The 15,593-nt window shown below is 41.4% G+C and carries 12 protein-coding genes and 4 tRNA genes; 2 read left to right on the forward strand and 14 right to left on the reverse strand.

Annotation, left to right across the window (positions count from 1 at the left end; translation table 11 throughout):
* Nucleotides 1-526: 526 nt before the first annotated feature.
* Genes OA91_RS08350 through OA91_RS08360 form a run of 3 tightly spaced genes read right to left on the reverse strand, consistent with a single transcriptional unit; the run spans nt 527 to nt 3,801 of the window.
* The gene (locus tag OA91_RS08350; protein ID WP_046017883.1) at nt 527-1,699 is read right to left on the reverse strand and encodes a sodium ion-translocating decarboxylase subunit beta; all 1,173 of its coding nucleotides are present in this window, start codon (nt 1,697-1,699) and stop codon (nt 527-529) included.
* 13 nt (nt 1,700-1,712) lie between these two features.
* Nucleotides 1,713-3,500, reverse strand: coding sequence for a sodium-extruding oxaloacetate decarboxylase subunit alpha (oadA, locus tag OA91_RS08355; RefSeq protein WP_063337889.1), 1,788 nt, complete (start codon nt 3,498-3,500; stop codon nt 1,713-1,715).
* 46 nt (nt 3,501-3,546) lie between these two features.
* Nucleotides 3,547-3,801, reverse strand: coding sequence for an OadG family protein (locus tag OA91_RS08360; protein WP_046017881.1), 255 nt, complete (start codon nt 3,799-3,801; stop codon nt 3,547-3,549).
* A gap of 235 nt (nt 3,802-4,036) precedes the next feature.
* On the opposite strand from OA91_RS08360, the gene OA91_RS08365 reads away from it, so the two are divergent.
* A complete protein-coding gene (locus OA91_RS08365; RefSeq protein WP_063337890.1) occupies nt 4,037-4,963 on the forward strand; it encodes a tRNA dihydrouridine synthase in 927 nt (308 codons plus the stop codon).
* 279 nt (nt 4,964-5,242) lie between these two features.
* Here OA91_RS08365 and OA91_RS08370 read toward each other — a convergent pair.
* The 8 genes from OA91_RS08370 to alr all read right to left on the reverse strand — a co-directional run bounded on the left by OA91_RS08370 (nt 5,243) and on the right by alr (nt 11,368).
* Nucleotides 5,243-5,319, reverse strand: a tRNA-Arg gene (locus OA91_RS08370).
* A gap of 46 nt (nt 5,320-5,365) precedes the next feature.
* Nucleotides 5,366-5,442 (reverse strand) — tRNA-Arg (locus OA91_RS08375).
* 61 nt (nt 5,443-5,503) lie between these two features.
* A tRNA-Arg gene (locus OA91_RS08380) sits at nt 5,504-5,580 on the reverse strand.
* A gap of 11 nt (nt 5,581-5,591) precedes the next feature.
* A tRNA-Ser gene (locus OA91_RS08385) sits at nt 5,592-5,681 on the reverse strand.
* Nucleotides 5,682-5,771: 90 nt separating this feature from the next.
* Nucleotides 5,772-5,960 carry a carbon storage regulator CsrA gene (gene csrA / locus OA91_RS08390; RefSeq protein ID WP_046017879.1) on the reverse strand — a complete coding sequence of 63 codons (189 nt, stop codon included), beginning with the start codon at nt 5,958-5,960 and terminating at the stop codon, nt 5,772-5,774.
* Between the two features lie 162 nt (nt 5,961-6,122).
* Nucleotides 6,123-7,364 carry an aspartate kinase gene (locus OA91_RS08395; protein WP_063337891.1) on the reverse strand — a complete coding sequence of 414 codons (1,242 nt, stop codon included), beginning with the start codon at nt 7,362-7,364 and terminating at the stop codon, nt 6,123-6,125.
* Nucleotides 7,365-7,406: 42 nt separating this feature from the next.
* Nucleotides 7,407-10,022 carry an alanine--tRNA ligase gene (alaS, locus tag OA91_RS08400; RefSeq protein WP_157203812.1) on the reverse strand — a complete coding sequence of 872 codons (2,616 nt, stop codon included), beginning with the start codon at nt 10,020-10,022 and terminating at the stop codon, nt 7,407-7,409.
* Between the two features lie 266 nt (nt 10,023-10,288).
* The gene (gene alr, locus OA91_RS08405) at nt 10,289-11,368 is read right to left on the reverse strand and encodes an alanine racemase (protein ID WP_063337893.1); all 1,080 of its coding nucleotides are present in this window, start codon (nt 11,366-11,368) and stop codon (nt 10,289-10,291) included.
* Between the two features lie 212 nt (nt 11,369-11,580).
* On the opposite strand from alr, the gene OA91_RS08410 reads away from it, so the two are divergent.
* Nucleotides 11,581-12,039: a regulatory protein RecX gene (locus tag OA91_RS08410; RefSeq protein WP_063337894.1), complete on the forward strand. Its 459-nt coding sequence runs from the start codon at nt 11,581-11,583 to the stop codon at nt 12,037-12,039.
* A 25-nt stretch (nt 12,040-12,064) separates the two neighbouring features.
* On the opposite strand, the gene OA91_RS08415 is transcribed toward OA91_RS08410, so the two are convergent.
* The 3 genes from OA91_RS08415 to OA91_RS08425 form a co-directional block, all read right to left on the reverse strand.
* Nucleotides 12,065-13,636 (reverse strand): hypothetical protein, encoded by a 1,572-nt coding sequence (locus OA91_RS08415; protein WP_063337895.1) that lies wholly within the window; start codon nt 13,634-13,636, stop codon nt 12,065-12,067.
* 190 nt (nt 13,637-13,826) lie between these two features.
* The gene (gene recA / locus OA91_RS08420) at nt 13,827-14,882 is read right to left on the reverse strand and encodes a recombinase RecA (RefSeq protein WP_197477778.1); all 1,056 of its coding nucleotides are present in this window, start codon (nt 14,880-14,882) and stop codon (nt 13,827-13,829) included.
* Between the two features lie 110 nt (nt 14,883-14,992).
* Nucleotides 14,993-15,517 (reverse strand): CinA family protein, encoded by a 525-nt coding sequence (locus OA91_RS08425; RefSeq protein ID WP_082827844.1) that lies wholly within the window; start codon nt 15,515-15,517, stop codon nt 14,993-14,995.
* Between the last annotated feature and the right edge of the window lie 76 nt (nt 15,518-15,593).

The following is a 15,593-nucleotide window of genomic DNA, read 5'->3' on the forward strand; positions in this document are numbered from 1 at the left end:
TCAATTTTTTTGTAGTCATTCGAACATCAATTGAATAAACAATTAACAACTCGAACAACTTGCTGAAGTCTCTAGCGAGTGCCCACACAAATTATCTGATTAACTATTTTAAAGAGCGTCTGACTTACTAAACAATGTTTTGTTTGTAGTTGCTTACTTGGTAAGCTGTCGGTGTAGTCTTGTTTGCTACCCCGTGTCAGTGGATGCGTATAATATACATCTCAGATTTTATGGCAAGCGCTTTTTACTATTTTTCTGAATTAATTCAAATAAATAGCCACAAGCCATACGTTTGATTACTTATCAAACAATTTAGCCAGCAAAGCTAGCCTTTATGTACATTTATTAAGCTAAACAGCAAAGTCTTAAACAAGCTACCACCCCAATCAAACTCAAGCAAACAAACAAAGTATCAACCCAATGGAATTCGCCCATAAAAAAAGGGAGCCTGAGCTCCCTTTTTTAAATTGGCCGTAAAAGCCTGCTATAAAGGCAGGCTAGCTAAGAAAACTCAGCAACCAAATAATTAACCACCTACATAACTAAGCATAACACCCGCTGCTACTGCAGATCCGATTACACCCGCTACGTTTGGCCCCATGGCGTGCATAAGCAGGAAGTTTTGCTTATTCGCTTCCAGACCAACTTTGTTCGCAACACGAGCAGCCATTGGAACAGCGGATACCCCTGCTGCACCAATCAATGGGTTTATATCGTGCGCAGAGAACTTGTTCAATGCTTTAGCCATCAACACACCTGTTGCAGTACCGATAGAGAAGGCAACCAAACCAAGAGACAGGATCCCTAAAGTTTCAACATTTAAAAAGTCTTCAGCACTTAACTTAGAACCAACACCTAAACCTAACATAATAGTTACTACGTTAATCAAAGCATTTTGTGCTGTGTCACTCAGACGATCAACAACACCAGACTCTTTCATTAGGTTACCAAAGCAGAACATGCCTAATAGTGGTGCCGCTGATGGTAAGAACGCCGCAGCCAAAACTGTCACTACAATTGGGAAGACAATCTTTTCAGTTTTAGTAACATGACGTAGCTGAACCATTTTGATCGCACGTTCTTCTTGAGTAGTAAGCGCTCTCATTATAGGTGGCTGAATCAGAGGCACCAATGCCATATATGAGTATGCCGCTACGGCAATAGCTCCTAATAAATCAGGTGCCAATCGACTAGCAACAAAGATAGCTGTAGGGCCATCTGCTCCACCGATAATCCCGATAGCTGCGGCATCAGCGAGAGTAAAGTCCATGATACCAAATGCACCAAGCATTACTGCACCAATTACCGTTGCAAAGATACCAAATTGTGCCGCCGCCCCTAAAAGAAGTGTTTTTGGGTTAGCCAGCATAGGACCGAAATCAGTCATGGCACCAACACCCATAAAGATGAGCAAGGGGAACAAACCTGTCTCAATACCACCATGATAAATGTAGTATTGTAGACCACCTGGAGTAACCAAATGCCCTGCTGCATCATACACTGGCGCTGACATAAAGCCGGCACCAGGAATGTTAACAAGAATGGCTCCGATACCAATTGGCAATAAAAGCAAAGGTTCAAAACCTTTCTTTATGGCGAGGTATACCAACAAAAGTCCCACCGCCATCATAACCGCTTGACCAAATTCAAGCTGGTAGATACCTGTATCGTGATACAGGTTGAGTAATTTACTTTCCATTCTAACGAAACCTCTACAGAGTAACTAAGGTTTGACCCACTTGAACAGAGTCACCTTCTTTAACTTGGATATTCCCAATAACACCGCTCTTAGGTGCAGAGACTTCAGTCTCCATTTTCATTGCCTCTAGGATGAAGATAGTTTCACCTTCCTCAACCTGTTGACCTGGAGATACTAGGATTTTAAAGATATTACCCGCAAGTGGTGCGGGAACAGGTTCACCTGAAGCAGCTGGGGCAGCAGCTACTGGAGCAGCCGCAGTTGGTGCAGCACCTGTTGGCTGAATATTTGTCACATCACCACCATCGGCAACTTGAACAACATATTCCTGACCACCAACACTTACAGTGTAAACACTTGCCTCACCAGGAGTAGCAGATGGTGCAGATGTAACCTCAGGCTCAGTACCAGGAACTGGCTCAAATGCATCTGGATTATCACGATTTTCAATAAACTTCAGACCAATTTGAGGGAATAGAGCATAAGTTAGAACATCATCAATTTGCTCACCAGAAAGCTTCAAGCCCTTCTCTTTTGCAATATCTTCAAGTTCTGTTGTTAACTTATCCATTTCAGCTTCAAGCAAATCAGCTGGACGACAAGTAATTGCTTCAGCACCATCCAATACTCGAGTTTGTAGCTCAGCATTAAACTCAGAAGGAGCTGCACCATATTCACCTTTAAGAATACCTGCAGTTTCTTTCGAAATTGATTTATAACGCTCCCCAGTTAAAACATTCAGTACTGCTTGAGTACCTACAATTTGTGATGTTGGCGTTACAAGAGGAATCAATCCAAGATCTTCACGTACACGCGGAATTTCAGCCAGTACATCATCAAACTTGTCTGCAGCACCCTGCTCTTTAAGCTGTGACTCCATGTTAGTTAACATGCCACCAGGAACTTGAGCAATTAGGATACGAGAGTCTGTACCACGTAGAGAACCCTCAAACTTAGCGTACTTCTTACGAACATCACGGAAGTAAGCTGCAATTTCTTCAAGTAAGCCAAGGTCTAAACCTGTATCACGATCAGTACCTTGAAGCGCAGCAACAACTGACTCAGTCGCACTATGCCCATAAGTCATCGACATAGAAGAGATTGCTGTATCAACACGGTCGATGCCAGCTTCTATAGATTTAAGGATTGTCATATCTGACAAACCAGAAGTAGCATGTGCATGCAGCTGAACTTCTAAATCTGTTTGCGCTTTCAGCAGTGACACCAATTCAAATGCATCATAAGGCGTCAAGATACCTGACATATCTTTGATCGCGATAGATTCAGCACCCATGTCTTCTAGTTGTTTCGCATAATCAACCCAGTTCTGAGTAGTATGAACACGACTCTTTGTATAAGAGATAGTACCCTGCGCATGTTTTCCCATACCTTTAACTGCTTTAATTGCAGTTTCTAGGTTACGTGGATCGTTCATGGCATCAAAGATACGGAACACATCTACGCCATTTGTAGCTGCACGCTCAACAAATTTATTAACTACGTCATCTGCGTAGTGGCGATAGCCCAACAAGTTTTGACCACGTAGCAACATTTGCTGTGGTGTATTTGGCATGGCTTTTTTCAATTCACGAATACGATCCCATGGATCTTCGCCAATGAAACGAATGCAGGAGTCGAACGTAGCGCCGCCCCAAGATTCAAGCGACCAATAACCTACTTGATCCAACTTTTCTGCAATCGGTAACATATCATCGATACGTAGACGTGTTGCAAATAAAGATTGATGAGCATCGCGAAGCACAACATCAGTAATGCCAAGAGGTTGCTTGCTTGTTGTCATAATTTCAGCCTCTAAAAATGGTGTAGATAGTTAAGTTAGAATTATATTATTGTGATTTAGCTCTGTGCTGATGAATTGCCGCAGTTATGACTGCAGTCAATGTCGCATCAACAGTACCAGCAGGTGCTGGCGTAGGAGCTGCAAATTTCTTAGCTTGAACCTCAGGCTCAGCTTCAGGAAAATACTTATTTAACAAAGACGACATATAAGTAGTCGCAACAATCAGAATCACTAGAAATGTGAATACAAATCCCATTCCTAAAATCATCAATCCTAAACCGTCTTCAACTAATGTGTTCATTTTATCCCCCTGGCTAAAGGTTAATCATCTTGCTTGAAGTCCACTTATGTGATCATATTCACACCAGCAGCAGACTACTTGTATTTGGTTGTGTTCATTTTTACCACAAACCAGAACAGTTTCATATTTTTTTTGCATAACAGTTTGGTTATTTGTGATACACACACGACTCAATACCCCAATTCCGCCCCAAAACAGCTCAAAAAACACCCAGCCTCGACTAGCAGTAGCACCAATGGAAGGCATTATGGAACATACCATGCGCCAACTTTTGTCTAAAATCGGCGGAATGGACTACTTTGTATCTGAATTTGTGCGGGTAACTCAATATCCAGTACCAGCACACACATTCACCAGAATGGTGCCGGAAAACATCCATCAAGCCCATACGGCCTATGACCACCCAGTACACACCCAACTGCTTGGTAGCAACCCTGAAACTATGGCTTCAAGCGCACTTAATGCCATTCAATCAGGTGCAACACATATAGATATCAACTTTGGCTGTCCTGCAAAAAGAGTAAACGGTCACGGCGGAGGCTCCTTCTTATTACAAAGCCCCGATAATCTATATGAGATTGTCAGCGCAATCAGAACAGCACTTCCCGAACACATCCCTCTTTCAGCAAAAATCAGATTAGGTTTTGAAGATGAAAGCCTACTTTTTGAAAACGTAGATGCCATAGAAAAAGCAGGTGCTACCAAACTTGTAATACATGGGCGCACTAAGAAGGATGGCTACAAGCCGCCTGCTCGCTGGGAAAAAATAGGCCAAATCAAATCGAGAACAAACATGCATCTTGTTGCCAACGGAGACATCAAGTGCATCAAGTCTTTACTTGCCTGTCAGGCTATCACTGGCTGTGATGAATTTATGATAGGCAGAGGGGTATTAGAAAACCCTTTTGTTTTCCAAGAAATCAGACAAGCACTCTCAGGCCTTGTTCCTATAGACTATAGCCAACAACTACCTGAACTGTTCGAAAGCTACTACAAGTTACTAGATGGCCATTATGATGAAGTCCCTAAGCTCGGCAGACTAAAACAATGGTGCGGCAGCTTAAGAAAACATTTCCCTGTTATTGAGCAAAACCTGAAACCTCTCAGACAAAGCCATTCTGCTAGCGAGTTCTTCCAACAAGTAGAAAACTACATCAAATAGCATTAACCAGCCAAGGATGGCTATCTAGCCCTCACCCTATCAGATAAACATCGCTATCTCTATCCGGCCCAACTCACCCCAAGATCAAAACCTAGAAATCACAAAGTTATGGCTTGTGACCACTCAAATAGAAAGACAACTGACAGGCACAGAATAAAAGGCCGGCAAAGGAAAACAGGAAAACAGGAAAACAGGAAAACAGGAAAACAGGAAAACAGGAAAACAGGAAAACAGTTTTGTTGAGCTTGAGAAAAAGAAAATACTTTTAAAAAGAAAGAATGGTGCATCCGGGAGGATTCGAACCTCCGACCGCTCGGTTCGTAGCCGAGTACTCTATCCAGCTGAGCTACGGATGCAGTAATCTTTTTTGTAAATTGCTAAGTTTACGAGGTGGGGAGTAAATGGTGCATCCGGGAGGATTCGAACCTCCGACCGCTCGGTTCGTAGCCGAGTACTCTATCCAGCTGAGCTACGGATGCACAACAGAAACTTACCTATAATCTAGAACTGGATTTTCTAGAAGAACTTCATCATTTTAAATGGTGCATCCGGGAGGATTCGAACCTCCGACCGCTCGGTTCGTAGCCGAGTACTCTATCCAGCTGAGCTACGGATGCATCAGAAAAAATGGCGGAGAGTGAGGGATTCGAACCCTCGATGAGTGTTAACCCATACTCCCTTAGCAGGGGAGCGCCTTCGGCCACTCGGCCAACTCTCCGTTACACGCACAAGAGAAATAAAAAACTTCTCCGTAACAAGTGCGGCGTAGTATATATTGCTATTCTAAGATGTAAAGACTTTTTTTAAATTAATCTTCAACTTCTTGTTCATCTTGCTCTTTTTGGATGCGAAGGTAGATTTCTTCACGGTGAACAGACACATCTTTTGGGGCGTTAATGCCGATGCGTACCTGATTACCTTTAACACCAAGCACAGTTACAGAGACTTCATCACCAACCATTAGAGTTTCACCAACACGGCGCGTAAGTATAAGCATAGGTTTCTCCTTTAATATCCTTTAGTGAAGCGATTTTGAGGAAATCACCTCGTTTCTTTGTAAGAAATGACTTACAAAGCGAATTGTAGCGTCTAGATGAAAAATACGCCAATATTTTCACCTAGACTTTTTGCTTATACTTAATTTCGCCTCTGATACCGACTATTCAGCTTCAGCTTTAACGCCTGTTCCGCTTAATTCGAAAGAAGAGTGAAGTGAACGTACAGCCAACTCCATATATTTCTCATCGATAATGACAGAGACTTTAATCTCAGATGTAGAGATCAACTGAATATTAATAGACTCATCAGCTAACGCTTTAAACATAGTACTCGCTACACCAGCATGAGAGCGCATACCAACACCAACAATAGACACTTTCGCTATTTTAGCATCACCTACAACACCACGTGCACCAAGCTCAGCTTGAATAGCTTGCAGGATCTCCATCGCTTGATCAAATTCATTGCGATGTACAGTAAAGGTAAAATCTGTTGTTCCATCTGCTGAGACATTCTGAACAATCATATCTACTTCGATGTTTGCATCACTAATAGGTACCAAGATTTTAGAGGCTATACCTGGAATGTCTGGCACACCTTGTAAGGTTAATTTAGCTTCATCTCGGTTAAACGCAATTCCAGAAACAGCTGGTTGTTCCATATCTTCATTCCCCTCAGTTGTAATCAATGTGCCTTCACCTTCAGTAAAACTAGAAAGTACACGTAAAGGCACTTGATACTTACCAGCAAATTCAACAGAACGAATTTGTAGAATTTTTGAGCCCAAGCTCGCCATTTCTAACATTTCTTCGAACGTAATCTTATTTAAACGACGAGCACTATCTACAACTCGAGGATCAGTCGTGTATACGCCATCAACATCAGTATAAATTTGGCATTCATCCGCTTTCAAAGCAGCAGCCAAGGCAACACCTGTTGTATCAGAACCACCACGACCAAGGGTAGTGATATTGCCAAACTCATCCGCCCCTTGGAAACCAGCAACCACAACAACACGGCCCGCATCTAAATCCGTACGCATAGCCTCTGTATCAATTTCTTGAATACGAGCCTTACCATGTGCACTATCAGTAGTAATACGCACTTGAGAGCCCGTATAAGAACGAGCATCAAGAGCACGATTTTTTAATGCCATAGACAGTAAAGCAATAGTGACTTGCTCACCTGTCGATAACAGCACATCCATCTCTCTTTGATCAGGCACTTCTTGCATACTCTTAGCTAAAGCGACCAAACGATTTGTTTCGCCACTCATAGCTGAGACAACAACAACTACATCATCACCTTGCTCACGGTGCCTTTGCACTCGATCAGCTACGGCCTCGATACGCTCTACAGAGCCTACCGATGTGCCGCCATATTTTTGAACTAACAACGCCATAGTTTTTTATTTAAACCCACATTATTTGCCTTAACGGCTTTTTTACAATTTACTCACGACCCAAGGCTGAACAGATTCTAACGCCTCTGGCAAACCTGCTGGATTATTACCCCCAGCTTGTGCCATATCTGGTCGACCGCCCCCACGACCGTCAACCAAAGGTGCTACCATCTTAATTAGATCGCCAGCTTTCACCTTTTTCGTCAACTCTTTAGTAACACCTGCTATCAGACTTACTTTTGAATCATTCACACTAGCAAGCAGTACAACACCAGACTCTAGTTTGCTCTTCAACTCATCTAGCATGTCACGCAATGCTTTTGGATCCTCAACATCAACCTGAGCAACCAATAGCTTACCGCCTTCGATATCAACTGCTTGAGAGGCTAAATCAGAACCAGCTTGAGCAGCCAACTTAGCTTTAATTACATCAAGCTCTTTTTGTAGTGCTCGATTCTGATCCGAAAGCGCAGTCACTTTCTCGATCATATTGTCTTTATTACCTTTAACCAAAGCTGCCACTTGCTGTACTGACTTATCGGTTGCACGGGTATAATCAATAGCTACCTTACCTGTGATAGCTTCAATACGACGTACGCCAGCAGCTATACCGCTTTCTGCAACTATTTTGAATAAACCAATATCACCGGTACGCTTAACATGAGTACCACCACAAAGCTCAACAGAATAATCGCTACCCATTGTCAATACACGCACTTGGCTATCATACTTTTCACCAAACAAGGCCATAGCGCCTTTGGCTTTTGCACTTTCGATATCCATTACTTCAGTAACAACTTCATGGTTAAGGCGAATTTGCTCATTCACCATGTCTTCGACTTGTTCTATTTCTGCTGCTGTAACACCTTCAAAATGAGAGAAGTCAAAACGTAAACGCTCAGCATCGCACAAAGAGCCTTTTTGATGAACATGATCACCAACAACACGGCGCAATGCTTCATGCATCAAATGAGTAGCAGAGTGGTTTAACCCAGTTGCAGCTCGCAGACTGGCATCAACAGCAGCAGTCAAGGTATCGCCCACACTCACACTACCTTCACGCAATTCACCATGATGAAGGTGCGTTTTGCCCTGTTTTGTAGTATTGGTAACACTGAAAGCACCATTACCACGAAGCCAACCTTGGTCACCAACTTGGCCACCAGACTCACCATAGAAAGGAGTTTGTTTTAGAACGATAATGCCAGACTGGCCAGCAGTTAGTGTTTCAACTTTTTCACCACCTAGAATAAGCGCTTCTACAACACAATCACTTACCAAAGCGTTATAACCTGTGAAGTCTGTATCACCTGCTTCAATTGTGCCTGACATATCCATAGTAAATTGGCTTGCGGAACGAGCGCGATTACGCTGTTCTTCCATTGCTTTCTCAAAACCTTCATCATCTATATCAAGGTTTCGCTCACGAGCAACATCATTCGTTAAATCGGCAGGAAAACCGTAGGTATCGTATAGCTTAAAGACAGTTTCACCTGAGATTGTTTTCTTATCCCCAAGCTCAGCAATTGCCTCATCAAGGATACGCATACCTTGCTCAAGTGTTTTTGCGAACTGCTCTTCTTCTTTAAGCAAAATAGCTTGGATACGGTCTGCAAGTTTCGCTAATTCAGGGTAGGCATCACCCATTTCAACAACCAGAGCAGAAACAAGCGTATTAAAGAAAGCTTGCTTTTGACCTAGCTTGTGTCCGTGACGAATCGCACGACGAACAATACGTCTTAACACATAACCACGACCTTCATTAGAAGGCACTATGCCATCAACAATCATAAAGCAGCATGAACGGATATGGTCAGCAATTACACGCAGTGACTGAGCTTCTAAATCATCAGTTCCAACAGCTTTAGCTGCAGCTTTAATCAGGTTTTGGAACATGTCAATTTCGTAGTTACTATGCACACCCTGCAAGATAGCAGCGATACGCTCTAAGCCCATACCAGTATCAATGGAAGGCTTAGCTAATGGATTCATATTGCCATCTGCATCACGGTTAAACTGCATGAAAACCACATTCCAGATTTCAATAAATCTATCGCCATCTTCTTCTGGGGAACCTGGAGGCCCACCCCAAATATGCTCACCATGATCATAAAAAATTTCAGTACAAGGACCACAAGGGCCTGTATCACCCATCTGCCAGAAATTATCTGAGGCGTAACGAGCACCTTTATTGTCACCAATACGTATGATTCGATCTTCTGGCACTCCGATTTTTTGAGCCCAGATATCCCATGCTTCATCATCATCAGCATATACAGTGACAAGTAGTTTTTCAGTTGGCAGCTTTAAGACAGAAGTTAGAAACTCCCAAGCATATTTAATCGCATCTTCTTTAAAGTAATCACCAAAACTGAAATTACCCAGCATTTCAAAAAAAGTATGATGACGAGCGGTATAACCTACATTTTCTAGGTCATTATGTTTACCACCGGCACGCACACAACGCTGAGAACTTGTTGCTCGTGTGTAGGAACGATCATCAGTACCTAGGAAAACATCTTTAAATTGAACCATACCCGCGTTGGTGAACAACAGGGTCGGATCATTTCCTGGGATTAATGAACTTGAGTCAACAACTTGGTGCTGTTTACTCTCGAAATATTTTAGAAATGACTGGCGTAGCTCTGAACTCTTCATTTTCAGGGGAGACTCTATATTGTTTCTTGGGCGATAAATTTAGTTTTCTCTGACTTTATACAGAGAAAAAGTTAAGACAGAAAAGCACAAAATAGTACACGGAAAATACAGTGCTTTTCAAAAGAAACTGAGTGTTTTTGCGTTTTTTTTCATTTATTGCGCTTTTCAGAGCAATAACAGGAAAGAACGACTTAAAAAGGCAGGTTTTTCAGATAAAAAGTCTGACTCACTTTTACCTAAAAGAGAGCCAGACAGAAGAAGTGGTGTTATTTATGATATTGACGCTTCGCTCTACCCGTCATTCGAGTAACAAGCTCGTAAGCAATCGTCGATGAATGGGCTGCAACTTTTTCTACAGGGTTACCTTCCCCCCAAAGAATTACCTCATCACCAACTTGAGTTTGAGGCAAAGAAGTCACATCTAACGTAATCATATCCATAGAAACACGCCCAGATATACAGCAAGGATTTTGCTTAACTAAAACAGGCGTTTGATGGTCAGCCATACGAGGATAGCCATCACCATACCCGACTGCCACTGTAGCAATTTTACTTTGCCCTTTTGCAACATATGCTCTGGCGTAACCTACGGCTTCACCATCAGCAATATCTCTAAGGGAGATAACTTGGCTCGTGAGTGTCATCGCAGGCTTTAGGCCTAAGGTTTGCGCACTAATTTCATCAAAAGGAGAAATACCATAAAGCATAATACCTGGTCGGATCCAACCGCCCTCTGGCAATGCCCATTTAAGTATCGCTGCCGAATTCGCCACACTAACTTCTAGCTCAGAAAAAGCGTCATGAGTTTGTTTAAACACATCTAATTGCTCGTGTGTTGCTGGACTATTAAGATCATCAGCACTTGAGAAGTGCGTCATCAAAACCAACTCACCTATTCTTTCACAAGACTTCAATTGGGCAACATAAGGCGCAATAGCACTTGGTTGTACACCAAGACGGTGCATACCAGAATCCAATTTAAGAAAAACCTTACCTAGCTTAACGCCAGAACTTAAAAAGCCCTCTAGTTGGATTTCATTTTCTATTGCCACCCAGAAATCATAATCTTCACAAACTTGCCATTCAGAAGCTTCGAAAACGCCTTCTAATAAAAGGATAGGTGATCTGACATTTGCTTCTCGTAATTCGAGGGCTTCTTCAATTGCCGCGACAGCAAATGCATCAACAGAGTCATCCAAATACTGAGCGACTTGAGCAGCACCATGTCCATAAGCATTGGCTTTCACAACAGCAAAAGCTTTAGCATTAGGCTGTAATTTTTTAGCTAAGTCATAGTTATGCTTTATCGCAGCAAGATTAATATGCGCCGTTAATGGCCTAGCCATCTTTCACCTCATTAATGAACAGGATTACAATCAAAGTAGACAAAACTATTTTCACATATATTTTGCAGTCATATAATCTCAATATCTTCAACTTTAAAGATGAATAAATTACAAAAAGATATAAATAAAGAAAATTAAACCAAACGGTGAGATTTTAATTTTCCATTTCTAATGTAACATTCTAATCAAATTAATCTGAGCTAAAAGCAACAATGGATATTCAGGTACAAATTAGAGAGTCAGCACTACACATGCTGGCGCGAAGAGAGCAAAGTCAGTCTGAACTAAGACAAAAGCTTCTCTCACGTTTTAAAGAAAACAGTGAAGAGATAGAAGAAGTTTTGCATAAATTAATTCAAGACAACTATCAGAGCGATCAAAGGTTTTGCGAGTCATATATTCGCTATAAACAACAAAGTGGTTATGGAAAAATACGCATATTAGGTGAAATCAAACAAAAAGGGGTAGAGCAGAGCATCATAACCCAAAGTTTTGAAGAAGCAGACTTTGATTGGTTCGAATCAGCTTTTAAGGTCAAACTCAGTAAGTTTGGCGCTCAAATTAGCAAGGATTATCTGACTAAAGCCAAACAATATCGCTATTTACAATATAGGGGCTTTACATCAGATCAGATCAACTATGCCATTCAAGAAGATATAAATGAGGTTTAACCAGGAGATAGTTAACTACCTCCCCTCACAACAAGGAAGATAAGAATTTATCTTCCATTTCAGCATATTCTTGTTTCATTTTTATCACGCGTTCATCAATTTCAGCAATTTTTTTCTGTAAGTCTGCTGCTTCAGTGGTACCAGCATTATTTCTTTCGAACTCTTTTCGCATAGTATTTATTTCAGCTTCTAACTCAGTGTTTGCCTCTTCTAGCTGAATTGAGTCTTGCCTATCAATTGATTCAACCCTTTGGCTTTGTTGCATCACATACTCAGATAATTCAGCAAGCCTAGTTTGCAGCTCCGCACTCTTTTTTTGCTCTGCTTCCAGCTCAAACTCAAGCATTTCCACAAACATCTCAGACTCACTCATCATAAGCTTAAATGCCGTGACTTTCTCAGCTAACTCATTTGCATAAGCTTGTGACTCATCATTTAATGGCGCGGCATCCAGCTGCTTCTCCATATTATTTAAACTGATTTGTTTCTGAGAAAAGATAGATTGCATATTCGCCATCTCACTTTCTTGTGATTGGCTAACCAACTGCAGCTCATAATCTTTTTCATTCACTAGTCGATCGTGTTTCTGTGCATCTTGACTCAACTTAGCTTTAACCATTTGTAAGCTTTCTAGTTTTAACTCTAAACGAGTGAGTATCTGCTTTTTATCAGACAGACTTTTTTCTAGTTTCACCACGATAATGTCATAATCAATTTTGTATTTGCTCGACTCTTGCTGCTCTTTTGTCTCTTTTACAATCGCTTTTAGTTCATTAATCGTATTTGCTTGATATTCTGCAACCGCTTTTAACTCTTCTATTTTATCGCCAAACTCATTCTGCAATGGCGCAATAAAGTCATCCAGTTCACTACTATTTAAAAAGAGCTCGAGCGCCAATTGATACTCTTCAGAAGTGTTATCAGGCGCCTCTTTCAACTCTCGGAGCTTAGCCCTAATCGTGTTTTCAAGTTGATATACTTGAACCAACTCAACCCGCATCTCTGAAAGCTTTAAATCGACCTCAGGCTCAACTTCTAATTCAGACTTGATACGATCAAACTTTTCATTCAACTCAGCATTCACACTCATCTTAGACATAAGGAGTTGATTTTTGTGCTCTATGTCTTTATCAATGGCCTGTGCCAAGCTTCTTTGTGCCGCAATTTTTTTAACGAGTGATTCCAGCATTTCAGAAAACCCACTCTCTTGCGTAAGAGGAATAAACTCCTCAAGCTTTTGATCTATTTCATGCACACTTACATCTTTATTCACTAGCTGAGTTTCTAAGCTTAAGAACAACTCCCAACAATCTAGTATCGCCACCTTTAACCTATCTTGTTCAACCAAAGATTGCCTTAACTCATTGACGATAACCTTTTGCTGCTCCAGTAAAGCCAAAACATTTGCTTGCGTTTGTAATTTTGTCTCCGCAGGCTTTGATTCAGTCACAAGATTATCAGTTTCTGAGTTAGTATCACTTTCTTGTGTATTCTTTCCTTGGTTTTTCTTGGCTGCGATATAGCTCCACAAGGCATAAATAAAAAAGCCCGCCGATAGCAATAACAAAACGCCTAAAACAATAATCAATGTTGTCATTTAAAACCCAATAAAAATTAAGGAGTATTAAACTAGTGTTTCAAATTAATAGCTTAACTAGATTTAAAATAGATCATACAGAAATAAAACACACCTTCTTAAAACCATTCAAGTCTGATAACAAATAAAAACAGATAAGCAAAAAAAAGGTCGCACTAGGCGACCTTTTTTAACAAACTCAATAGAAAGGCTATAGCTTAAGCAAATCACCCTCTTCTTCTTTTGAGTCTTCGGTTTCAGCTGGTAGATCTTTTGGCAATAGTTGCTCGCGAATCTTACCTTCAATTTCAGTCGCGATTTCTGGATTATCAGAAAGGAATTGAGCAGCATTAGCTTTACCCTGCCCAATTTTGCTACCGTTATATGCGTACCAAGCACCAGACTTATCAACAAAGCCTTGTTTAACACCCAAGTCAATAATCTCGCCCATGCGGTAGATACCCGCACCGTACATAATTTGGAATTCAGTTTGCTTAAATGGCGGCGCGATTTTGTTTTTAACGACTTTCACGCGGGTTTCATTACCCACCACTTCGTCACCTTGCTTAACACTGCCGATACGGCGAATATCAAGGCGAACAGAACTATAGAACTTAAGCGCATTACCGCCTGTTGTTGTTTCTGGAGAACCAAACATAACACCGATTTTCATACGGATTTGGTTAATGAAAACAACAAGGCAGTTAGCATTTTTAATTGAGCCAGTAAGCTTACGCATAGCTTGAGAAAGCAAACGTGCTTGTACACCAACCGATGAGCTACCCATTTCGCCTTCAATCTCAGACTTAGGTACCAAGGCTGCAACAGAATCGACAATCACAACATCAACACTGTTAGAACGTACTAGCATGTCAACGATTTCAAGTGCTTGCTCACCCGTATCAGGCTGAGAGATTAAAAGGTCAGAAATATTTACACCCAGCTTTTCAGCATAACTTGGATCTAGTGCATGCTCGGCATCGATAAAAGCACAGGTTTTACCTTGCTTTTGTGCTTCGGCAATAACACTCAAAGTTAGCGTTGTTTTACCTGAAGATTCTGGACCATAGATTTCGCAAATACGACCGAAAGGCAAACCACCAGCACCTAGTGCAATGTCCAAGCCTAGAGAACCAGTAGAAACAGTCTCAATGTCTAATTTCGCACCTTCACCCATCTTCATGATGGCGCCTTTACCAAACTGACGTTCGATTTGTGAGAGCGCTGCGTCTAACGCTTTTTTCTTGCTATCAGCTATAGATGACATGTTTAAAACCTTTCGAATATTTGAGTAATTTTGTTATGCTGAACTCTAACGCTTTTTTTTCAGGACTTCAACAAAACACTGTACAAAAAAACAGTATTTTTATTTAAGTCTTATTTTGCGTCATTTTCTAGCGACAATAGACCTTGAATCGCGTTTAACAAAGTCAGTTCACGCACTGCGTTTCGATCCCCTGCAAACTGGAAACGCTGCACTAACGCACTTTTTCCTTGGTTAACCATTTCCTTGGTTAACCAACCGATATAAACCGTCCCCACTGGCTTCTCATCACTGCCACCACCAGGGCCTGCAACCCCACTTACAGCCACACTGACATCGGCACCGTAATTGAGTGCTCCTAAACACATTTGTGCGACCACTTCTTTTGAGACCGCACCAAAATTCTGCAAACTTTGTGCTGTCACCTTAAGCATTCTTTCTTTAGCAAGATTGTCATAACTAATGAGACCACCAAAAAACCAAGCAGAACTCCCTGCCATTTGTGTGCAACTCGCACCTATCAAACCGCCGGTACAAGACTCAGCTGTAATTAACATTTTTTTCTGAGAAGAAAGATGCGCTGCTAGCTTTGCAACTAATCGCTCTATATCCTGCCCTGTCTCTTTAATTTCCTGCAATTTTCACCTCTCATTAATGAAGTTTTAGAATGCTAAAACAAGCGCTTAAACCTATTCGTCTTTTGCCGTAGAATAA

The sequence above is a fragment of the Marinomonas sp. SBI8L genome (assembly GCF_001624705.1).
Classification (GTDB): Bacteria; Pseudomonadota; Gammaproteobacteria; order Pseudomonadales; family Marinomonadaceae; genus Marinomonas.